The sequence below is a fragment of the Microbacterium sp. TPU 3598 genome, from assembly GCF_002356155.1.
Classification (GTDB): domain Bacteria; phylum Actinomycetota; class Actinomycetes; order Actinomycetales; family Microbacteriaceae; genus Microbacterium; species Microbacterium maritypicum_A.
In genome coordinates, this window is sequence record NZ_AP017975.1 from 3,139,880 (window position 1) to 3,161,705 (window position 21,826).

At 68.4% G+C, this 21,826-nt stretch carries 17 protein-coding genes; 5 read left to right on the forward strand and 12 right to left on the reverse strand.

Annotated features, from left to right (window positions below):
- Window positions 1-116 precede the first annotated feature (116 nt).
- The gene (locus MST3598_RS14995) at window positions 117-1,064 is read right to left on the reverse strand and encodes a DMT family transporter (protein ID WP_231494478.1); all 948 of its coding nucleotides are present in this window, start codon (window positions 1,062-1,064) and stop codon (window positions 117-119) included.
- Window positions 1,065-1,111: 47 nt separating this feature from the next.
- Between MST3598_RS14995 and MST3598_RS15000 the strand changes: the two genes are divergently transcribed.
- Entirely contained in the window at window positions 1,112-1,708 is a 597-nt protein-coding gene (locus MST3598_RS15000; RefSeq protein ID WP_029259924.1) for a TetR/AcrR family transcriptional regulator, read from the forward strand.
- Between the two features lie 8 nt (window positions 1,709-1,716).
- Here MST3598_RS15000 and MST3598_RS15005 read toward each other — a convergent pair whose 3' ends face one another.
- The gene (locus MST3598_RS15005) at window positions 1,717-3,078 is read right to left on the reverse strand and encodes an MFS transporter (protein WP_051671160.1); all 1,362 of its coding nucleotides are present in this window, start codon (window positions 3,076-3,078) and stop codon (window positions 1,717-1,719) included.
- A 101-nt stretch (window positions 3,079-3,179) separates the two neighbouring features.
- On the opposite strand from MST3598_RS15005, the gene MST3598_RS15010 reads away from it, so the two are divergent.
- Window positions 3,180-3,575 (forward strand): winged helix-turn-helix transcriptional regulator, encoded by a 396-nt coding sequence (locus MST3598_RS15010; protein WP_029259922.1) that lies wholly within the window; start codon window positions 3,180-3,182, stop codon window positions 3,573-3,575.
- On the opposite strand, the gene MST3598_RS15015 is transcribed toward MST3598_RS15010, so the two are convergent.
- Both MST3598_RS15015 and MST3598_RS15020 read right to left on the reverse strand, forming a co-directional pair.
- Entirely contained in the window at window positions 3,572-4,453 is an 882-nt protein-coding gene (locus MST3598_RS15015; protein ID WP_029259921.1) for a hypothetical protein, read from the reverse strand. The two genes, MST3598_RS15010 and MST3598_RS15015, sit on opposite strands and share 4 nt — an antisense overlap.
- 28 nt (window positions 4,454-4,481) lie before the next feature.
- Entirely contained in the window at window positions 4,482-4,862 is a 381-nt protein-coding gene (locus MST3598_RS15020; RefSeq protein WP_029259920.1) for a hypothetical protein, read from the reverse strand.
- A gap of 144 nt (window positions 4,863-5,006) precedes the next feature.
- Here MST3598_RS15020 and MST3598_RS15025 point away from each other — a divergent pair, with 144 nt between their 5' ends.
- Genes MST3598_RS15025 through MST3598_RS15035 form a run of 3 tightly spaced genes read left to right on the forward strand, consistent with a single transcriptional unit; the run spans window position 5,007 to window position 8,343 of the window.
- Window positions 5,007-5,672, forward strand: a complete 666-nt coding sequence (locus tag MST3598_RS15025) for a response regulator transcription factor (protein ID WP_051671159.1) — start codon at window positions 5,007-5,009, stop codon at window positions 5,670-5,672.
- Complete coding sequence (locus MST3598_RS15030) at window positions 5,669-7,057, forward strand: sensor histidine kinase (protein WP_051671158.1); 1,389 nt, start codon at window positions 5,669-5,671, stop codon at window positions 7,055-7,057. The genes MST3598_RS15025 and MST3598_RS15030 overlap by 4 nt, the downstream gene beginning before the upstream one ends.
- Window positions 7,058-7,116: 59 nt before the next feature.
- Window positions 7,117-8,343: an LCP family protein gene (locus tag MST3598_RS15035; protein WP_029259917.1), complete on the forward strand. Its 1,227-nt coding sequence runs from the start codon at window positions 7,117-7,119 to the stop codon at window positions 8,341-8,343.
- A 45-nt stretch (window positions 8,344-8,388) separates the two neighbouring features.
- On the opposite strand, the gene MST3598_RS15040 is transcribed toward MST3598_RS15035, so the two are convergent.
- From MST3598_RS15040 to MST3598_RS15075, 8 genes are all read right to left on the reverse strand, one after another.
- Window positions 8,389-10,923, reverse strand: a complete 2,535-nt coding sequence (locus MST3598_RS15040) for a helix-turn-helix transcriptional regulator (protein ID WP_029259916.1) — start codon at window positions 10,921-10,923, stop codon at window positions 8,389-8,391.
- Window positions 10,924-10,990: 67 nt separating this feature from the next.
- Window positions 10,991-11,692, reverse strand: coding sequence for a class F sortase (locus MST3598_RS15045; RefSeq protein ID WP_051671157.1), 702 nt, complete (start codon window positions 11,690-11,692; stop codon window positions 10,991-10,993).
- A 118-nt stretch (window positions 11,693-11,810) separates the two neighbouring features.
- Window positions 11,811-13,325 (reverse strand): Ig domain-containing protein, encoded by a 1,515-nt coding sequence (locus MST3598_RS15050; protein ID WP_029259914.1) that lies wholly within the window; start codon window positions 13,323-13,325, stop codon window positions 11,811-11,813.
- A gap of 638 nt (window positions 13,326-13,963) precedes the next feature.
- A complete protein-coding gene (locus tag MST3598_RS15055) occupies window positions 13,964-18,139 on the reverse strand; it encodes a PQQ-dependent sugar dehydrogenase (RefSeq protein ID WP_029259913.1) in 4,176 nt (1,391 codons plus the stop codon).
- A 202-nt stretch (window positions 18,140-18,341) separates the two neighbouring features.
- On the reverse strand, window positions 18,342-19,094 hold the full coding sequence (locus tag MST3598_RS15060) for an ABC transporter ATP-binding protein (protein WP_029259912.1): 753 nt from the start codon (window positions 19,092-19,094) through the stop codon (window positions 18,342-18,344).
- Window positions 19,084-19,845, reverse strand: coding sequence for an ABC transporter ATP-binding protein (locus MST3598_RS15065; protein WP_029259911.1), 762 nt, complete (start codon window positions 19,843-19,845; stop codon window positions 19,084-19,086). Before MST3598_RS15065 ends, MST3598_RS15060 begins: the two co-directional genes overlap by 11 nt.
- The gene (locus MST3598_RS15070; RefSeq protein WP_231924891.1) at window positions 19,842-20,957 is read right to left on the reverse strand and encodes a branched-chain amino acid ABC transporter permease; all 1,116 of its coding nucleotides are present in this window, start codon (window positions 20,955-20,957) and stop codon (window positions 19,842-19,844) included. The genes MST3598_RS15065 and MST3598_RS15070 overlap by 4 nt, the downstream gene beginning before the upstream one ends.
- On the reverse strand, window positions 20,941-21,825 hold the full coding sequence (locus MST3598_RS15075) for a branched-chain amino acid ABC transporter permease (protein WP_029259909.1): 885 nt from the start codon (window positions 21,823-21,825) through the stop codon (window positions 20,941-20,943). The genes MST3598_RS15070 and MST3598_RS15075 overlap by 17 nt, the downstream gene beginning before the upstream one ends.
- Window position 21,826 lies beyond the last annotated feature (1 nt).

The following is a 21,826-nucleotide window of genomic DNA, read 5'->3' on the forward strand; positions in this document are numbered from 1 at the left end:
CTGGAGGTGCGGGCGGGGGCTAGATCGCGGTGCCACCACACCTTCGCCGATCGCTCATCGGCCTCTCGTCGATACGCCGGACGCGCGGGAGCCGCCTGCCCGAAGGCCGAGGGTCGTCACTCCCTCGCAGCTGCCGTCGCCATCGTAACATCGCGCTCACCCTCTCCCCCGGCACGTGCTTCGCTCACGAGCACGGCCGCGACGCCGGCAGCACACAGGACGAATCCGAGGAGCGTGATGACGGTGAGCGGCTCCCCGAGCAGCAGCGCTCCCGCGGCTGCGGTCGTCGGAGCGACCAGGAAGAGCAGCGCGTTCAATGCTGTGATGCCCACCCGGCGCAGCAGCCACCAGTACAGCCCGTAGGCGGCGAGAGTCGGGAAGGCGGCGGCGAATCCTGCGGCGAGCCAGAACGAGACGGATGCCGGGGGCGCGAGCGCTCCGAAGACCGCGGCGATGGGCACGAGTGCCACGGCCGTCACGGTCACGTGGATGGCCAGCGTGACGAGGGTGCCGGTCCGCGGCGCCGAGCGGCGCTGGAGGAACGTGCCGACGATCAGACAGGCCATCGCCAGCGCCGGCCAGACGTAGGCGAGCGGGTGCGCCTCCGAATCGTCGAGCTGCGACCGCACGACCAGGAGCACACCCGCCGCCCCGACGAGGAGTCCGGCCCACTGCACTCCGCGGACGCGCAGGCCCAGCAGCGGACCGACCAGGACCGCGACGATGAGCGGCTGCACTGCGTCGATCAGCGCGGTCGTCCCTGTCGCGACGCCCGCCGCGATCGCCGCATAGACCGATGCACAGTAGCCGAACTGCGCGAAGAAGCCGATGAGCGCCTGCCGCCCGACATCGACGCGAGTGATGCCCTCGGAGGCCCCGGTGAGCACCACGATGACGACCAGGATCACCGCGAGCGGCACGAACCGCCACACGAGCAGGGTCAGGGGCGCCACGGCCTCGACGGCGATCGCGGGCACGAGGAAGCCGGAGCTCCACGTCACGACGAACGCCGCGGAGGCCAGCACCGTCACCACGAGACGAAGTACACCGATCTGTTTACTCATCTCGATGACTATACAGGTCGGTGTAGTCAGAGCGGTATAGTGAAGACATGGCCGTCCCGGTTCCCGAACTCGCCCCGCTCACCCCCGGCGCCACCCGCGTGCTCGACGCGGCGTCACGACTCTTCTATGAACGCGGCATCCATGCGGTCGGCGTCGACACCATCGCCGACGCGGCCGGGGTCACGAAGAAGACGCTCTACGATCGGTTCGGCTCGAAGGAAGCCCTGGTCATCTCCTACCTCCAGCACCGCGACGCACTCTGGCGCGCGCACGTCGCCCGGCACCTCGACCGCACTCCCGAGCCCGGCATCGATCGGGTCCTCGCCGTGTTCGACGCGGCGATCACCTGGTCCGACGAATACAGCCCGAAAGGGTGCAGTGCCATCAACGCCCGAGCGGAGATCGGCGACGGCCACGACGGCCACCCGGTCTTTCCCGAGGTGTCGCGGCAGAAGGCCTGGCTGCTGGAGCTGTTCTTCGAGCTGTGCCGCGAAGCGCGCCTCTCGAAACCCGCACTGATGTCGAAGGCCATGATGCTGCTCTACGAAGGTGCGATCGTCACGGTCGGGATGGAGACCTTCGCCGAGCCGTTCCAGGTGGCGCGAGAGCTGGCGCGCACCACTCTGGAGCAGGACCGGCGCTGACCGACCCGTCAGCCGATCGACCGCTGCGGAGCCCCGGTCCGGCGACGGACGAGCGGCATCACGGCAGCGGCGACCACGACGATCGCGGCGACCAGCACCGCCGTGGTGAAGCCGCCGACGACCACCGCGGCGATCGTTCCCAGAACCGCGATCCCGAGACCGCCGCCCAGCGCGAAGCCGACCTCCTGGATCGCGCCGACCTGACCGGCGTCGTCTTCGGTGGTGACATCGAAGAGCGCGGTGGCCGCGAGCGTCGCCCCGATGCCGAAGCCGAAGCCGACGAGAGCCAGCGGCGCGGCGACGACCTCGGGATCGGTGAAGAGCCACGCCATTCCGCCGGCCTGCAGCAGCAGCGCCCCGACGGTGAGCGCTTCGGCCCGCACCCAGCGGAGCGCGATCGGGGCGATCACTCCGCCGATCGCGATGGCTGCCGCCTGCGGGAGGATCGCGAGACCGGCATCGGCGGCGCTCCATCCTCTCGTGTCCTGCAGGTGCAGGCTCACCAGGAGCACGGATGCCGAGGAGACGCCGCTCGCGACGAGGATGCGGGTGATGGCGGGACTGAATCCCGGGATCCCGAACAGGCGCATGTCGATGAGCGGTTCGGACAGCCTCCGCTGGCGAAGGACGAAGAACACGAGACTGCCGACGGCGACCACTGCGGCGATCCCCGCCGGCACGGGGGCGACGAGCGCCTCGTGCAGGGCGAAGGCGAGCGCGCCGAGAGCCACGATCGACGTGGCGATGCTCGGAAGATCCCATGACGGCGCCCGGGAGCTGCGGGAATCGGGCACCAGCCAGAGGGCGAGCACGCCGGCGAGCACTGCCAGGGGCACACTCCCCAGCAGCAGCCAGCGCCATCCCGGCCCCTCCGCGAGGAGCCCACCCAGAACCGGTCCCAGCGCACTGCCCACTCCGAACGTCGCCGTCCACAGCCCGTACGCCAGCACTCGTTCCCTGGCGTGGTACTTCGCACCGATCGTGGCGACCACGCCGGCGACGACGAACGCCTCGGCGACGCCGAGGAGCGCCCGGACCGCGATGAGCAGCAGTCCGCTCTGCGCGAATCCGCCGACCGCGTTGAGCACCGCGAATCCGGCGAGGCCGATCAGCACGATCCGCTTCCGCCCGAAGGCGTCGCCGATCCGCGCCGCGAGGATGAGCGTCGCTGCGAGCGAGAGTGCGTAGACGTCGGCGAGCCAGAGACCCTCGGTGTCGCTGAGGGCGAGCTCGCCGCGGATGGCCGGAAGCGCCGTGGAGACGCTGCTGATGGCGAGCGCGCCGATCAGGATCCCGAGCAGCAGAGGCACCATCGCGAACCAGAGACGAAGGGTCGAACGCGCAGCGGTCACGGTGGGGGTGGAAGTCACGTGTTCAGTCTGTAAAGTACAGACAGAAGCTGCAAGTACGGTCATTCCTGTCACGTACTGACACCACGGATACTATGGGCGACCGGCACGAGGAGGGTGCGATGAGGGAGAAGACCGAGCGGATCGTGCGCGACTGGTCGGAGTCATGCGACGCCGAGGTGTCGATAGCGGTCCTCGGCGGGGCCTGGAAGCCGAGCATCCTCACGCTTCTCGGCGAGCACGAGGTGCTGCGGTTCGGAGAACTCGGGCGCCTCTTGGAGAACCCCACCGCGCGCGTGCTCACCCGCCAGTTGCGCGAGCTGGAGGAGGACGGACTCATCACCCGCACGGTGTACCGGCAGGTGCCGCCGAAGGTCGAGTATCGCCTCAGCGAACTCGGCACGACCGCGACGCCGCTGCTCGTCGAACTGACACGGTGGGGCACGCAGTACGCCGAACGGCAGCGCGCCTCGGTGACAGCCGGCACGTCCGACGACCGGGATCCGGTCGTCGGCTAGCGGTCTGCTCCCTCGCTGTCGAGGAAGACCCCGACGCGCTCGCCGTCGTACACGAACTGCAGCGCCGTTCCCGAGGGGAACCGTTCGCTGAGTTCCTTCGGCGCGCTGCTGTCGAACGGGACCTCGACGGTCGCGGGGAACGTGCCGACGGCGCAGCCGGTGTAGATGGGTCCGTCATAGCTCCAGCTCGAGGAGGCGTCGAACTCCTCCGCTTTCGGAACCTGGTCGGCGCGGGCGACGGTGAAGCACTCGCTTCCGATGCCCCCGCCGCCATACCCTCCCGTGGTCTCCATCAGAGCCAGGCCATAGAAGTCGAACACGGCGGAACTCGGGCCGGCCCCCATCCACCCTGCCGGGATCTGCAGGGCCGACGTGGGTTCGAGGGTGGCGATCTGCGGCGCTCCGGAGGAGACGGCGACGGGAGCGATCTTCACGAGAGCGAAGGTGACGGCCGCCGAGATCGCGGCAGCAGCCACGATCGCGACCCACCACAGGACCGTGGTCGTGCGCTCCGAGAACCAGGCCGCCATGCGCTCCGCCGGTTCCTCCTTCGGTGCGACCGGATCCGACGGATCGGCGGGAACATCGGCGGGGGCGTCGGCGAACACGTCGAGCGCATCCCCCTCCGGCTCCGGCGTGCCTTCTCCCGGCCATGTCTCGTGCCGAGCGGAGTCGGCCGATCGGTTTCGGGCGGCCCGCCCGAGCTGCTCGACGTCGGGAACGGGCATGACGGCATCGGTCACCGCGGGCTTCGGCTGCTGCATCGCTTCCAGCTGCTGGAGGCGCCGGAGCGCGGCCGGGTCGTTCTCGATGTCCGCCGTCGGACCATAGGCGCGGGCCCGCAGGACGCGGAGCTCGTCTTCAGCCGCAGTGCTCATCTCCGGCATCGTCTCACAGGCCGGAGGATCAGCCGCAGAACGCCGAGGCCGAGTCCTTGAGCTGCTCGATCGCCTCGACCGTCTCGGGAGCCTGCAGGTCTGTCATGCCGCCGATCTGCGTGGCACCCGAGCGGATGAGGTCTCCCAGCTGGCCGTCGACATTCGCCGCGAGCCCCTCGAGCGATGAGACGAGCTCATCGCGGGCGGCATCGGCCTGCTCCGCCGAGACCTCACCCTGGTCGAGCAGCGACTGGTACTGCCCGTAGGCGTCGTCGATCGTCGTGCAGGTCGCCTCCACGTCGATGCCCACGGCGTCGCCGGCCATCTGCGTCACCTGCGAGCACCCGGCGAGGAGCCCGGCGGCGAGTCCGGCAGCGAGAACGACGGGGAGGACCACGATTCGGCGCATGCCACGAGGGTAGCCGGTCCGCCTGACGGCCTCCTGCGCCGCGTGCGATCTCCTGCGGCGCGTGCGACCACGGGCGTGGAGCATGCGCACGGGCGCGCCCGTCTATCATCGCAAGCGCACGATGGCCGAGGAGGTGGGCACCTGATGAAGGTCATGCTCGTGGACGACGATGCGGAGATCCGCCTCGGTTTCACGACCGCTCTGCGACGCCGAGGTCACACCGTCGATACAGCCGAGGATGTCGCCTCGGCCCGCCGGCTCGCCGAACTCATCGTCCCTGATGTCGCGATCATCGACGTCATGCTCCCGGACGGCGACGGGTTCTCGCTGTGCCGAGAGATCCGCACCCGATGGGGCTTCCCGACCGTGATGCTCACCGCGCGAGACGAGGATGCAGACGTCGTCGTCGGCCTCGACGCCGGAGCCGACGACTACATCGCCAAGCCCGTCAGCGTGGCCGTGCTCGAAGCACGCCTGCGGACGGTTCTGCGTCGCAGCTCCCGCCTCACCGTGGAGCCCCTGCGTGTCGGGTCGCTCGAACTGCACGAGGACTCCGCCGAGGCGCTGGCCGACGGCGAGCCCCTCCCGCTGAGCGCCACCGAGTTCCGGCTCCTCCATGAGCTGGCCCTGAATGACGGACACGCTCTGAGCCGCTCCCGACTGATCGACGCGGTCTGGGCGCAGTCGCCGCCCGACACCCCGCGGGTCGTGGACACCGCCATCCAGCGGCTGCGTGCCAAACTGACCGCAGCGAACGTCTCGACGCCGCAGCTGGAGACCATCCGCGGGATCGGGTACCGGCTGCGATGACCGCACGTCGTCGTCGCCCCACCCTCCGTGCGGCGATCGCGCTCGCCCTCGTGGGCAGCACGATCGCGGTGTCGGTCCTCGTCACCGGGGTCGTGGTGCTCACCGCGGGACGGATCGTCTACGAATCCCGGCAACAGGGGCTGCTCGACGAGTTCTCGACCACCGCGGACGCCCTGTTCACGTCCATCTCCACCGGGTCCCCCGAGGACACCTGGAAGTACTACGCCGAGATCCTTCCCGGCGAGACGGTCATCATCGACCTCGACAGCGGCCGGAGCGCGGGCGAGCTCCGGCCGGACCAGGTGCCGGATGCGCTCGCCATCGACGACACCCGTCGCTCCGGAGACCTGACGTCGCTGATGACCACGCTCGAAGGACGCGATGTCTTCTTCGTCTCCGTGGTGCGGGACGATCTCCCCCAGGACCCGAACGCCCGACTCGCCGTGGTCACGGCGTACTCGATGGAGCCGCAGCGGGAGCAGGTGCGGGAGCTCGTCATCTCCGGGGCGCTCCTGAGCGGCGGCGTGGTGGTGCTCGTCGTGCTGCTCGAACGCCTTCTCGGCGGAGCGTTGACACGCCCGCTCCGCCGTCTGGTCGACACCGCGCAGGCGGTCGGGTCCGGCGAGGGGCCACCGGCGTGGAAACCGTCGTTCGACGACGTCGACCGGGTAGCCGATGCTCTTCGCCTCTCCTCCGAACAGTTGGGGTCCACCATCGCGCAGCTGCAGCGCCGGGAAGCGGAGTCCCGACGGCTCGTCAGCGACGTCGCCCATGAGCTGCGCACGCCCCTCACGTCGATGATGGCCGTCGACGAACTCCTCGACGACGACGAGCAGACGACGGCGGAGGAGCGGGCGGTCGCCGCCGCGGTCGTACGCACCGGAACCCGCCGCCTGCATTCGCTGATCGAGCACCTGCTCGAACTCTCCCGCCTCGACGCCGGGGTCGCGCGCGTGCACCGCACGACTCTCTCTCTCCCCGATCTGCTGGACGACGTGATCGACGCGACAGGGGTCGATCACGTCGAGGTGTCGGTCTCCCCCGATCTCCGCATCCACACCGACCCCGCCCGGCTGCACACCGTGGTGGCGAACCTGCTCACGAACGCCTCCAGGCACGGGCGACCACCCCTCACCGTCCGGGTGCACGAAGACGGGGACGCGGTGCACATCGACGTCGGCGACCAGGGCCCCGGCATCGCCGAGGCCGACGCGGAGCGGGTGTTCGACCGCTTCGTCACCACCGACCGTTCGCGCCCCGACGGGGTGGGAACGGGGCTCGGTCTCGCGATCGCCCGCGACAACGCACGGCTCCTCGGCGGAGACCTCACACTCCTGGTCCGGTCTCCCGGGGCGACGTTCCGTGTGACCATGCCCCGCGTGTGACACTCGTGTGACATTCCTCCTCGACACTGGCCGTTCGCCGATGTCGAGAGGTCGTGCCCATGAGTCTTCCCCCGTCCCCTTCTCCGCGCAGACAGGCGTCTCCGAGCGGACAGCGCCGGAGACGCCTGCGGCGCTTCCTCACCCTGACCGCAATCGCCGTCCTGGTCATCGGCGGAGGAACGGTCGCGGTCGCGGCGATCCGGTTGTCGCAGAACGTCACCACGGTCGACCTGCACCCCGCACGCACGGACGAGCCACCCGTCGTCGCGGATTTCGACGGCGAGTTCGACGTGCTGCTCGTCGGTTCCGACGGTCGCGCAGGGCAGGGGGCACAGTACGGTGAGGGCGGCGACGTCGAAGGCAGCAGGAACGACGTGACGCTGCTGCTGCACGTGAACGAGTCGCACGACGCGGCCACCGTGATCTCCTTCCCGCGCGATCTGCTCGTCGACATGCCCGCATGCACCGACCCCGACTCCGGGAAGACCTGGGATGCCGGTCACCGGGTGCAGTTCAACGAGTCCCTCGCCCGCGGCGGACTGGGGTGCGTCGCCTCCACGGTCACGGCACTCACCGGGATCGATCTCGCCTACGCGGCGGAGATCAGCTTCACCGGGGTGATCGACGCTTCCGACGCGGTCGGCGGCGTGCCCATCTGCTTCGCAGGTCCGGTACACGATCGGCACTCCGGCTTGGAGATCCCCGAAGCCGGGACCTACGACCTCAGCGGAGAACAGGCTCTGGCGCTCCTGCGCTCCCGCTACGGCATCGGCGACGGGAGCGACCTCGCCCGCATCTCGACGCAGCAGGTGTTCCTCTCCTCTCTGGTGCGCACGCTCCGCGATCGGTCCACCTTGACGGATCCGGTGAAGCTGTACGGGATCGCCGATGCGGCGACCAGGAACATGACACTGTCCACGCCGCTCGCCGACCTCGGCACCCTCGCGTCGATGGCGAAGGTCTTCAGCGACCTCCCCCTCGAGAACCTCGCGTTCGTCTCCTATCCGCACCTTCCGGCGGGCGATCGTGTCGTCCCCGATGAGCAGGCCGCGGCCGCGCTGATGGAGCGGGTGACCTCGGGCGAGACGGTGGACATCAGCGCCGACCACACCGGCCGCGGCAGCGAGCTGGCCACCCCGCCGGTCGCCTCGCCGTCCGAAGGACCGACGACGACGCCCGGAACCGAGGCGCAGCCCGGCACCGAGACGCAGCCCGAGAGCCTGCCGGCGAACGTCGACGGGCAGAGTGCGGCGCAGGACACCTGCGTGCGCCCGTACTCCGGGTAGCGCGGGAGACTCCGCCGCCACCCGGGACTTTCGACGGTTCGACCGTCACAAAGACCTCTCGGGAAGGTACTCGGCGAGGTCTCGGCGGCTGGTCGTCGCGGTCTTCTTCATGATGCGGTGCAGATGGCTCTCCACCGTGCGCACGCTCAGCACCAGCTCCGTGGCGATCTGCTGGTTCGACCAGCCCATGGCTGCCAAGCGCGCGAGTTGGATCTCGCGCTTCGTCAGCAGGATATCCGCGCTGCGGAAGCGTGCCGCGTCGAACGTCCCCGGTTCGAGACCGGCGATGAGTTCCTCCCCGGCACGGCGTACGCGTTCCGCATCCTCCGCATGACCCGCGTCTTCGAAGAGCTGTGCCGCGCGGTCGTAGGCGTTGACGGCGAAGCCGGCGCGTCCGGTGCGCAGGAGCCGCGGTGCGGACTCCTCCAGTTGCGTCGGATTCTTCGTGACGAGTGCCTCGACATATGTGCGAAGGGCGCCGACGAACTCCCCCTCGACGGCATCGAGACGCGGACGGAGCTCCTCGAATCGCTCGGGATCAGGCCACAATTCCAACTCGATCAGATGCACCAGCACCGCGCTCCACCGTGCCCCGCGTCGCCAGAGGCGCTCAGCACCCTGGAGAAGCTCCTGACGTGCGGTATCGGCGCGCCCGGCGGCGAGCTGAATCTGGCTGCGCGGCCAGCTCGTCGACATGGCGGGAAACGGTCCATCCGAGATCGCGAGGCGCTCCGCCTGGTCCAATCTCGTCTGGGCGAGGCCTGCGCTCCCGGTGCGTCCCGCCACGATGCTCCCGATACACAGCGCTCCCAGAAGCGAGGTCGGCGCGTTCGAGCTCGGAGTCCCGACCGCGAGCGCCGTCTCCACCAACGTCGTGGCCTCCCGATAGTCTCCGCGGACCAGCTGGCACAGCGCAGCGAAGTAGGCGGTCGTGCGCACGGCGGTGGCATCCGCGGAGGCGCGCGCGTGATCGAGCGCACTGTAGGCGAGAAGAGTGGCTTGGGCATGTTCGCCTTTCGCGAGGCGCACCAGGCCGCGAACGGTCTCGTGATCTGCCCAGTCCGCGCCCAGACTGTGAGGATCCACTTCAGCCAGCTCCTCCTCCGCGGCCATGATCCGTCCGGCGATGAGGAGTCCGGCGGCCCGGATGACGCGGACGAATCCGCGAACGTCATCGGGGAGCCCCTCTGGTGGCGCGACTTCATCGCGGATGTCTCCGTCGTATCCCTCATAGAGCAGCTCCAGACGCATCCGCGCCGCCTGCAGCGCTGGACGGAACTTCCCTGCAGACGACTCACCGTCGCGCAGCAACTGCTTCGCCTGTGCGACGCTTCCCCGTCCGGCGAGCCAGGCCGAGTGCCAGCCCCGCAATCGCACACTCGCCATGAGGTCGTCATCATGGACCGTGCGGTCGAGGATCGAACGAACCTCCCGCTGTCCGAGGTCACCGGCGCCCAGCGCGAGCAGATACGCGAAGGCGTTCCTCGCGCTCGGGTCCTGCTCCCATCCGGCTCGAGCGAGAAGGAGTCGCGCGCGGGCCGCGTCCTGCACCGAGCGAACGAACATCGCGTCCGGCTGCGCGGCGTGGAGGTCGCTGACGTCGGTGACCCCGCGAAGGATTGATTCATCCGCGATGTATCCCGCGTCCCCGCGCGCCAACCGGGCGGCACGCGCAGGAAGCGCGAGGTGTCGGAAGTACTCGGCGATCAGAGGCGGAGCGACGGCCGACCGCAGTTGACCGTTGACCGGCTCGAATGTGAGAAGAGCCTTTTCCTCGAGCTTCTCGACGAGAGCCCCACCGAGGAGAGCCACGGTGCTGTCGAGATCGAGCGGGCCACCGAGACTCAGGCGTTCGAGCGCACCTCTCTCCCGTCGCCCCAGCGGTCCGATGTGGCGTTCCACGAGACGACCGAGCGTCGGGCTCCACAGCTCACTCTGCGCCACCCATACGCCGTCGACCAGAACCAGTTGCCCCTCCTGGATACCGACCTCCCAGATGCCGATGGCGAGGCCCGCGAGCCCTCCGGACTTGCCGAAGATGCGGCTCAACGTCGCGGGGTCGATCGCCGCGTCGGCGCGCTGTTCCAGCAGAGCCTCGAGTTCATCCAGCCGCAACGGCTGCAAGCGGAGTTGGTAGGCGCGTCCGAGGTGAGGGTTGCGCGCTCCCTGAAGCACTTCCTTGACGCGGCGGTGCGTCGTCACGACGGGGAACATCATCTGGTGCTGAACCGCCCGGATGACCCCCCACGACGCGTCGTCGAGGTGGTCGGCATCATCGACGAGCACGACGAAGTCCGCCTGCGCCGCCTCTCTGAGGCGTTGGGAGTAGCCACTGACGTCCGGCAACCGCGACACCTGCGCGGGGTCACCGAAGAACGCCGCGAGTGCTCCCAGCGGAACGCGCTTCAGTCCGGGCGCGCCGGCAATCAGCAGGACGGAGAAGCCGCTCGCCCGCAGCACCTCCTGAAGGCGGCGCAGGAAGGTGGTGCGTCCGTTACCCGGCCGACCATAAACCGCGACGTCGACACCGGATCGGACGTAGGCGACCGCATCGGTGAGGGCAACCTGATTGCCGAACATGCGTTCAGTTTGGCCTGGAAGGACAGAAGAAGCGAGGGATCGGAGGAATCGAGACCCCGATCGGGTCTCAAGAGGCAACGAGGTGGGCTTCGATCACCGTGTTCTGGACCGAGCGCGCGCCGGAGGGAAGCTGCTGACAGGTGATGATCACGAGCCGTCCCGGACGGTCGGCCCACAGCGCGGACTGCGCGGAGAGCTCCCCTTTGTCCACCGAGTACGACGAGTCCACCGCGTAGACCTTCTCTCCCACCAGCACCTGCGCACCCGCGGGCACGGCGGCACGTCCGTCGGCGACATCGATCAGGTAGTTGCCCGGCGCGACGCCAGGAGCGGGGATCGAGTGCATGACGACGTAGGTCGTGCCCGCAGACGGATCATCGGGGACGCCCAGGTTCCGCACGGTGTACGCCGATGTGAACCCCGGTGGGGTGATCTCACCATCGACCATGTCGAGCCCGCCGAGCGGCACGTCCAAGCCCACCGACGGTACGGCGAAGCGCTCACCGAGGTCCTCGACGACGTTCATGAGGGCGAGGGACTGAGGGGTCTGGATCGGGTCTTCGAGCACCACCGCGTTGCCGGCCATGTCTCGTGTCGATTCCGCAGGCGCGGAGGGCTCCTCGCCCGCGCCGAAGAGAAAGGTAAGTGCTGCCGCGACGACGATCAGAACCGCTGCGCCGGCGATCCACACGAAGGGGAGCCTGCGCTCGCGCCGGACGGACGCGGTGTCGGCATCGCCGGGAGTCGGGGAGACGGTCGGAATGTTCATGTCATCGAATCTGTCAGGAGGGAGCGGGAGAAAGGACGAGCCCGCGAAGGACGAGACGCACCGAGAAGCCGGCCCACGTCGTCATCGAGACGACGGGGCCGACCTCGGGACGGAGGACTCAGCTACGCTGCGCCCGGACCTTGCGGAAACCGATCACACCGGCCGCCGCCGCCAGCAGTGCGAGCAGCGCGGATCCGCCGACCGCCCAGGGAGCCGTCGAGTCCGCATCGGCGGCGAGCGCTCCTCCGGTGTGCACGGAGGGTCCACCCGCAGTCGCCGTGCCACCGTCGGAGGTGTCGGCCCCGGTGCTGTCATCCGGGATCGGTGCGGATGCTGCGCTCACGGTCCAGAGGAACGTGGTGTCGACCGTTGCCGCCGAGTCGGAGGATGCCGACACGGTGACGGTGTACTCACCGGCCGCAGTAGGAACGCCCGAGATCACACCGGTCGCGGAATCGATGGTCACTCCGTCCGGCAGGTTGTCAGCCGAGTAGCTCAGCGCGGATGAGTCGCTCGACGACGCCTCGACCTGAACCGCCACATCATCGCCGACGGTGTTGACCTGGTCGTCGACTCCGGTCACGGTGATGGCCGGCACGGGAATGTCGTCGGAGGCGGCGACGGTGAGGGTGCTCGTGGCCGCGGCCGTGGGAGTGATCGCGCCCGTCGTCGGGTCCATTGCTGCTTCGAGCATGCGGCCCTCGGAACCGAACAGAGGGTGGAAGCCGTATCCGCCGGCAATGACCTGCAGGGCGGAACCCTCGGCCGTGTCATCGTCGACCGTGACCTGGAACGTGGCGGTCTCAGGGTCTCCCGAGCCGTTGTCGCCGACACCGGCGGGGTCGAGCTCGGCGGTGCTCCAGTGGAGGCGGTTGTCTGCATCGATGTCGACGGAGCCGCTCGTGGTCTGCAGCGAGCCGTCGACGAGGGTGGCGTGCGTGAGAAGGTCCGTCAGATCAGCTGCGGCGACGACGTTCTCGTTCGCGTTCCACAGATGAGTGAGCGCCGTGAGCGAGTAGGTGATCGTATCCCCCGCCTGCACCGTGCCCCCGGTTGCGGGAGTGCTGGCGAGTGTGAGTTCCTCCGAATACCACTGCGGGACATCCCATGTCGCGCGACAGTCCGTTTCGGTGCCGGTCTGGCAGTTTCCCGGCACCGTGTCGGTGCTCGTGGTGAGCGTGCTCGCCGAGACGGTGGCGTACTCGGAGTGGGTATCCGTGGTCCACGCTCTCATGGTGAACGGAGCAGAGACGAGAGCAGTCTTTCCTGCGGGGACCTCGAAGCTCAGGTGCTTCTCCTGCGTTCCGGACCAGGTGAGCGGAACTTGGGAGCCGTCGATCGTCACGGTCGGTGCAGACGTGTGGCCCAGGATGTCCTGTCGCCATTCCTGACCGTTCGTGCCGGAGACGCCGAAGGTGAGGTCGACGACGCCGGATTCGTCGGTGTTGTTCGAGGCAGCGATGCTGACGATCTGCTCGTCACCGTTGGCCCACTCGGAGGTGGGGTTGACGGCGACGTCGAGAGCATCCGTCTCCGCAGCGCTCGCGGCAAGCGGGGCGGCGAAGAGCCCCCCGGCGAGGATGGCGACCGCGCCCGCGCTGAGCGCGAAACGGCCGGACTTGGTGTTTCTCATGCTGTTCCTTACCTCGGCACCCGAATGGAGGATCGGATGCTGCTGTCGATGGGCACGGTTCGTGTTGTGCTGTCCCCCAGATCCGCGGACCGTGCACAACCCACCCCACCGCACCGCGGGGAGCTCTCCAGAGGACGGGATCCCCTTGACGTGGCACTTCCGAGCGATTGCAGTGATGGCCACGAGTCGCCTCAGTGGCCGCGCACGCCGGCATCAGAGGAAGTGCCGCCGGGGAATCGTGACGCGCCCCGCGTCCTCCCGCCGATACCTACGTCGACGGCGGCGACCACTTCACGCCTTACGAACGGCACCTCAGTCGGGGGACATCGATACGGAGTCGAAGCTGAACTGCGATCGAACGACTCTCCGGCTGATGTGATGGGACCGGTGATGCAGGCGGTGGGGACCGTCTTCATCTCGGGAGCGGCCTCTTCCGCTCCTCCCACTGCTGGCTCCCCGGCCAGCGGAGGTGGGTGACCCGCGCTCTCCCCAGTGTCCCGGTCACCCCCTCCATCCTCCTCGGGCGCGATCTCCGGTCGGTCGACTCTCGGACGCGGTCATCGACGGAGCGGGCCCCGGGAGGATCTGCTTCCCGGGGCCCGCTCCTTCGCACGACGTGGACTATCGTGCGGCGCTCGTCACGGCGAACCACCCGTCAGGGTGAACGGGACGGTCGTGGCATTGCCCGCCACGTCGTACACGATCAGAGTGTTCGCCCCGGCGACGGCTCCGAACGCTCCCGGCTTCACGAAGTTGAGGTCTGACCAGACGTTGTCCGTCAGGTCTTTCCCCACCCCGTTCAGGACCAGCCGATCCACCCTGCCCGCGTCGTTGAGCTTGTACGACACCAGGCCGTACGAGCCGCCCGCACCGACGGTGAACGCTCCACCGTCTTTGACGGTGACCGCGGGACCGGTGACGTCGAGGGTGAATCGCACGGTGGTGGCGTTGCCGGCCACGTCGTACACGACCAGGGTGTTCTCCCCCTCGACCGCCCCGAACGCGCCGGGGACGACACCGTTGAGGTCCGACCAGACCGCGTCCGTGAGGTCCTTCGGCACCCCGTTCAGCGTCAGCCGATCGATCAACCCGACATCCTGGAGCTGGAACGATGCCCTGCTGTAGGCGCCGTCCCGTCCGACCGTGAACTCCGCACCGCTCTTGACCGTCACCGCGGGCGCCGTGGTGTCCACGGCCGCCGCGGTGATCGAGAGGTCGCGCAGGCGCCCGAAGTTGTCGAAGGAGCCGAAGCCCACCCGGCCCTCGGGGAACGTCGTGTCGTTCGCGGTCATCAGCGGGGTGTCGAGGCCGTCCACGTAGACGGCGATTTCGCCGCTGTCGACGCAGCGGACCACACGCACGTCGTGCCACTCCTCGTCCGTGACCGCCGGTGGAGCACCGATCGCGCCGTCCCACTGATCGTCGATCCGCTCCCGATCCGCCTTGTTCACCTTGAAGATGCCGTTGTGCGGGTAGATCGAGTTGTCCTGCGAGAGGTGTGCGTAGTAGTACTCCGTGTCCGACTTCCAGCCGAACACGATGATCACGTCGCGGTTGTTCACGGAGGCCTTCTCGTCGAGGCGCACCTCGCCGGTGAGATCGAACGAGCCGAGCTCCGGCCCCTCGGTGAGCACGGCGTACTCGAACGGCCGGCGGATCCCGTCGTTCGGGTTGGTCCCCGCCTCGGTGAGCACGATCTGGTCACCGGGGAAGTCCCACTTGGCCGGTGTCCGCGGCGCCCAGTCGCCCTCCTCCATCACGTCGGTGATGACCTCGCCGTCCGGTGTGCAGGTCGGCGGCGTCGGCGGTTCGACCGGCGGCACGGCGTACAGCGCATACTGCGCCGCGACCTGCTCGGCCGTCGGCACCGTGTCGAGCAGCATGATGTCGTCCATCCGCCCGTTGAACGGATTGGCCTCCTTCGTGTTCTGCGGGAAGCTGCCGCCGATCTTGATGCCGGCCGGTGCGGTGTCGGACGTGGCTCCTCCACCCCACGGGTTCGCCGCGGTGTACTTCCCCGCGAGCTCCTCGCCGTTCATGAACAGCTTCATCTCGCCCGCCGCGAAGTCGAAGGTCGCCGCGAGGTGAACCCACTGCCCCTTCTTGAGGATCTCGTTCCACGGCAGGTCGGCCGCGAACGTCCACGAACCTGCGCCGTCGACTCGACGCCCGAGCGCCACGAGCTTGAGCTCGCCGTCGACCGTGATGACCTCGAGCAGCGCCCGCACCGCGTGACCGTCGGAGGTACCGGTGAGCACGCCCGCGAGACCGATCGCGTTGTACACGTCGTCGGGGTTCGCCGTGCCCGAGTTCGGGGCCGGGTGATCGCCGGTCGGCTTGAACCACCCCATGACGGCGGCCTTGTCGGTGTCGGCGAACGCGCCGAGCGAATCGACGCCGTCCGCGTCGTAGATGCCCGCCTTCCAGTCGTCGTTCGACGCGGTCCGCGGACTCATCTGCTGTGTCTGCAGGGCCTCTCCCGCACCGGGATAGGCGCGGTCCGCGACCCGCATCTCGACCCCGCCGTTGATCAGCGAGATATCGGTGCCGGAGCGCCCCTGATCGACCTCGATCGTCGGCGTCGCCGCGTCCGGGTGGTCGAAATCATGGTGCGTGACCACGTTCGGGGCGAGCGCCGGAAGGACGAACGGGTTGGTCGGCTCATCGACCGTCCGCGCCCCTGTGACCTTCCAGATCTTGCCGTTCGCCTTGGAGACGAGGTAGAGCTCGCCGTCGGCGTCGGAGCCGAACCGCAGGTCGACGCGTGTGTCGCCGACCAGCTTCTGGAACGTCGTCTCCTCACCGTCGGCGAAGACCCGCAGTTCCTCGATCGTGGCGAGGTCGTCGATGTCGCCGTCGTTGCGCACCATCTCCTCGGCATCCGTGGACAGCACCCAACCGCGCACCAGATCGGTGAAGAGGTAGCGCCCCTGGAGTTCGGGGATCTCACCGCGATAGACGAATCCGCCGTTCACGGCCACTCCCGCATCACCGGTCTGGCCGGGGTCGCGGTTGTGATCGTAGGCGGCCACCGGGTAGGTGAAGCCGTTCTCGGCCTCGTCCGTCGGCAGCGGGAAGATCTGCCGGTTCTCGGCGAGGAAGGAACCCTCCCGCACCGACCAGCCGAAGTTGTCTCCTGGTTCGACGGCGTAGATCGACTCGACCTGCCACTCGCCGATGTGCGCGAGATACATGGTGTGGTCGCCCTCGGTGTCCCAGCTGATGCGGTGCGGGTCGCGCATGCCCACCGCGTAGATCTCCGGCAGGGCATCCGCCTCGTCCACGAACGGGTTGTCGGACGGGACGCCGTACTCGCCGTTCTCGCTGTCGTCGCCCGTGGGGTTCACGCGCAGGATCTTGCCCTGCGGTGTGGCCAGATCCTGCGGGTTGCCGTTGCCGACACCGTTGCCGCCGTCTCCGACCAGGATGTAGAGGTTGCCGTAATCGGCATCGCCCTCCGACACCGTCGGGTTGAACGCGATCTGCTGCACGGTGTGCACCCGACCCGCGAACGGGATGCGCATGACTTCGCGGTGCGTTCCGGCGAAGGTCTCCGCCGACGGGTCGTCGGCCTTCCACTCGGTGATCACGCTGTGGAACGCGGTGGTGCCGAAGGCCGGGAAGTCCGGGGTGTCTTCGGTCAGCGCCGTGCCGCCCTCGGTGTGGACGGTGTAGAACAGCCCGTTCTCGGCGAAGTCGGGGTGGAACTCCGCGGAGCCGAGGCCCGTCCCGAGCCCTGCACTGTTGTGGAAGTTGTCGATGAACTCGTTCCGGACGTTGAGGTATGGGACGTATTCGCCCGATTCCTTGTCGACCAGGTAGAGGATGTCGTTGTTGTCGGGCACCATCAGCCGGCCGGAGTCGTCCGGCACCTCGTCGAGGTGCGTGATGCGGTTGTGGCGCACGAGGCGCGGGTCCTGCGTGGCCGGCGTCGTCTGCGACGCGGGCAGCTGCGCGAGCTCGGTCACCTCGATGCCGAGGTCGGCCATTCCCGGGTCGGGCAGCGGGTTCAGCAGTGGCTCGTTCGCCGTGCCGCCCGGTGCGCAGTCGCCCGGGTTGCCCGTCGCGATCGCGAGGTTCTCGCCCGTGTTGTCGACGGCCACGTCGTCGAGCAGGAGGCGACCCGTGCTCGTGGCGCCGTTCTTCCAGAAGAATCGGTCGAGCGCGCCGTTCACCGCCTGGCGGAAACCGAACTGCTGCTCGGCGCCCTCGGGGAGGCGGGTCTGCTGCTCGTATGCGCCGCCCTGGCTGTACACGGTGACCTTGTCGGCCGCGTTGTCGGCGACGATCCACACGCACTGCCAGGCGTCCTTCGACCACACGCCCGCCGGCGCGAACGACCCGCCGTCGCGCACGCGCAGAACGTCGTCGTTCTGGTTGTTCACGTAGGCGCGGCTGTGCGCGTAGTCGTTCGGCGCATCCACATCGGTCACCCCGAAGGAGGTGTCGACGCTGCCGGTGCGCAGGAAGCGGAAGAACAGCGTGCCGGTGGTGCCCTCGGCGATGGCCGGGATCGCGCGATACGACTGCTGACCGCCGCCGACGGACTCGACGACCTGGTTGTTACCGTTGAGCGGATCGGCGATCACACGGGGAGCCGCGGACGACGTCCATCCGTCCTGCCCGTTCAGTGCGACGCGCTCGTAGGCCTCGAAGTCGACGAGTTCGGTGAACGGCTCCGCCGCGGCAGCAGGGCTCGTGGTCAGCAGCGCTCCGACCACGGCGGCCGCGGCGACGACCGCACCCGTTCGTCGTATGCCGAAGGATCGAGGAGGCGGTGCGACCGATCGGGAACTCGAGCTCGCGGTTCGCATGATTCGTTCGTGCATCAGAAACCTCTCAACGTCGTCGTCGTGTGGTGTCGTGCCGATGGTCGTGCCCCTCTCCGGGCCGGCACTGCAGCGGAGAAGGCTCGAGCGGTACTGCAGTTCGGGGCATAAGCGCCTTCGGAAGCGCTTTCGCCGGATGGACGGGAAAGGCGGGAGGAGGCCGTCGCTGCCTCCTCCCGCCCGGGTTTCATCCCGCGTCGGGGACGGCGGGCTTGCCGCCGAGATACAGCGCGGCGAGGGTCGGATCGGCCAGGAGCTCGGATGCCGGACCTGAGATGTGCACGCGGCCGAGGTCGAGGACGCACCCGATGTCGGCGGTCTCCAGCGCGCGCCGGGCGTTCTGCTCGACGAGCAGCACGGCGGTGCCCGCATCGCGCATGCGCACGATCTGCTCGAACACCTTCTCGGTGGTCTTGGGGTCGAGACCCATCGACGGCTCGTCGAGGAGCACGACCTTGGGGCTGACCATGAGCGACCGTGCGAACTCGACCTGCTTCTGCTGGCCGCCCGAGAGCAGGCCGGCGAGCTGCTTCCACCGCTCCCCCACGATGGGGAAGAGGTTCTGCACGAACTCGACGCGCTCCTGGATGACCTTCTGATCCTTGAGCGTGAAGGCGCCGAGCATCACGTTCTCACCGACCGTCATCTCGCGGAACACGCTGTGTCCCTGCAGCACGTGCGCGAGCCCGTGACGCAGCATCGACTGCGGCCCCTCCCCCGTGATGTCTCGGCCGTCGACCTCGATCGTCCCCGACCGGGGCTTGAGCATGCCGCTGGCCACCTTGAGCACGGTCGACTTGCCGGCCCCGTTGGGGCCCACGAGGCAGACCACCGACCCGGGCGGCACTTCGACGGTGAGACCGCGCAGCACGAGCGCCGCACGGCCGTAGCCCGCCTCGATGTCGCGCAGCTCGAGCAGATTCTTCGCTTCAGACTCCAAGGTAGGCCTCCAGGACTCGGGGGTCTTGCTGGATGATCGCCGGGGTCCCCTCGGCGATCTGACGCCCGCGGTCGAACACCACGACGTGGTCGCACAGGCTCATGACCATCTCCATGTTGTGCTCGACGATGATGAACGTCTTGCCCTCGTCGTTGAGCTCGCGCACCAGGGTGGCGATGCGTCCGATGAGCGCGGGGTTCACGCCTCCCGCCGGCTCGTCGAGCATGATCGTGTCGGGTTCGGCCATGAGCACCCCCGCGAGCTCCAGCAGCTTCTGCTGGCCGTAGCTGAGGTTGCGCGCCTCGGCGTGCTCGAGGTGGTCGATGCCGACGCGTCGCAGCCATCCCCGCGCCCGTTCCACCTCGTCCGGGTCGGCTGCCGATCGGAGCTGATGCCAGACGCTCGGACTGCGTACCGCGACGAGCAGGTTCTCCATCACCGTCATGCGCGGGAACACCCGGCACAACTGGAAGCTGCGTCCGATCCCGGCGCGGGCGATGCGGTCAGGCGACTTGCGGGTGATCGCCTGCCCCCGGTAGCGCACCTCTCCCGAGTCCGGCTTGATCATGCCGGTCACGCAGTTGAAGAAGGTGGTCTTGCCCGAGCCGTTCGGCCCGATCAGGCCGTTGACCTTGCCCTCCTGGAACGTGACCGTGGCACCGTCGACCGCTGTGACGCCGCCGAAGGACTTGGTCATCGAGACGGTGTTCAGGCTCTCGAGCGTCGTGGACTGTGCGGTGGGGGCGTTCATGACGAGGTCTCCTTCGTCGGGACATCCGCTGTTCGGGTCTTGTTCTGTTCGAGCAGTTCGCCGGCCGTCACCTCACGGATCGACGCCGCGTGGGACTTCCGGGTGAAGAGCCCCTTCACGGCCGGGATGATGCCGTCGGGCATGAAGAGCACGACGATGCCGAGCAGGATGCCGGTGGCGATGAGGTGGAACTGGGTGTCGCCGAACTCGAGCTTGAAGTACTCGAGCGCGATGCCGACGACGACGGCCCCGAGCAGCGGGCCGAAGAGATTCCGCACCCCGCCGAGCAACGCCATCAGCACCATGTACGAGCCGATCAGGATCGAGAACTGGAAGATCGGGTCGAGATCGCCGAACCACAGCGCGTAGAGTCCGCCGCCGAGCGCGACGAACAGCGCCGAGAGCACGTAGGCGATGAGCTTGTACCGCGTGGTCGGCACCCCGAGCGCCTGGGCCTTGTCCTCGTCCTCGCGGATCGACTTGAGCGCCGTTCCGAACTTGGACCGGTCGATGATCCACCACACCACGAGAACTGCGGCCAGCAGCCCGGCGAACAGATAGTAGAAGATGCGGTGGTGCTCCGGCCGCAGCACGTCGAACGGACGTGGCACGTTCAGTCCCTCGGATCCGCCGGTCACATCACGCCAGCTCTGGAACACCAGCAGCATGATCAGTACGAAGGCGATGGAGACGATCACGAACGAGGCGCCACGCACCCGGAGGGCGGCGATTCCGATCGGGATCGCGATGATCACGACGAGCACGGCGGCGAGGATCCAGGCCACGAACCCGGGAAGGTCGAGGAACTTGATCAGCAGTCCGGTGCCGTAGGCACCGAGCCCGAAGTACGCGGCATGCCCGAGGGAGATGTAGCCCGTGAATCCGCCCATGAAGTTCCACCCCGTCGACAGCACGGCGTAGTTGAGGATCACGACGCCCGCCGAGAGGATGTACGGGTTCGGGGCGATGGTCGGGAAGGAGAGCACGAGCGCGGCCCCGACGATCAGGAGGACGATGCCCACCCACTTCGTGGAGGGGCGACGCACAGGGGCGGGTGGAGCGATCACGACCGTCTCGGTGGCGATCGGCTCTCTGCTAGAAACGCTGGGCAAGACGACCTCCGAAGAAACCTTGCGGACGGAACATGAGCGTGGCGAAGAGCGCGACGTAGAACACCGTCTGCGCCCACGTCGGCCCCAGCGGAAGCTGGAGCAGGCTCTGCGCGACTCCGAGGATGAGAGCCGCGATGGCGGCACCGGGGATGCTGCCGAGTCCGCCCACGACGATGATCGCCATGAGCGGCCCGATCCAGTGCCAGTGCAGGGAGGGGTAGATCGTGGCGTCGAGCGAGAGCGCGGTGCCGCCGATCGCCGCGGTGGCGAGCCCGAGTCCGAATCCGTACCCGGCGACCCGATCGGTGTTGATGCCGACGAGCCGCGCAGCCTCGGGATGCTGGATCGTCGCCCGCAGCGCCTGACCGAACTTCGTGTACTTGAGCAGCACGAAAAGGAGCGCGAGGGCCACGGCCGCGAGACCGAACGCGATGAGCTTGACCACCGGCACCTGTGCGCCGAAGAAGTCGAGGCTCGCGCTGGCGTACGGCAGCGGGATGCGGCGCTGGGTCCCCGTGAAGAAGAACCCGAGAGCTCCCTCGATGATCAGCGCGACGGCGAAGGTGAGCAGCACCGACATCATGGTCAGAGTCAACGGCTTGAGTCGCGAGACGAGCAGCCGCTGCATCACGACGCCGGTCACGAAGAACAGGGGCACGGTGACGATGAGCGAGACGAGCGGATCGATGCCCGTCTCCCGGTTGAACCACCACGCGAGGTAGGCGGCCAGGATGAGGAAGGCCGAGTGCGCGATCATGACGACGCGCATGATCCCGAAGTACAGCGTGAGCCCGGCCGCCAGGAGGGCGTAGAGCCCTCCCAGCAGGACGCCGAGGATCAGGCTTTGCAGCAGCAGTGATCCACTCACG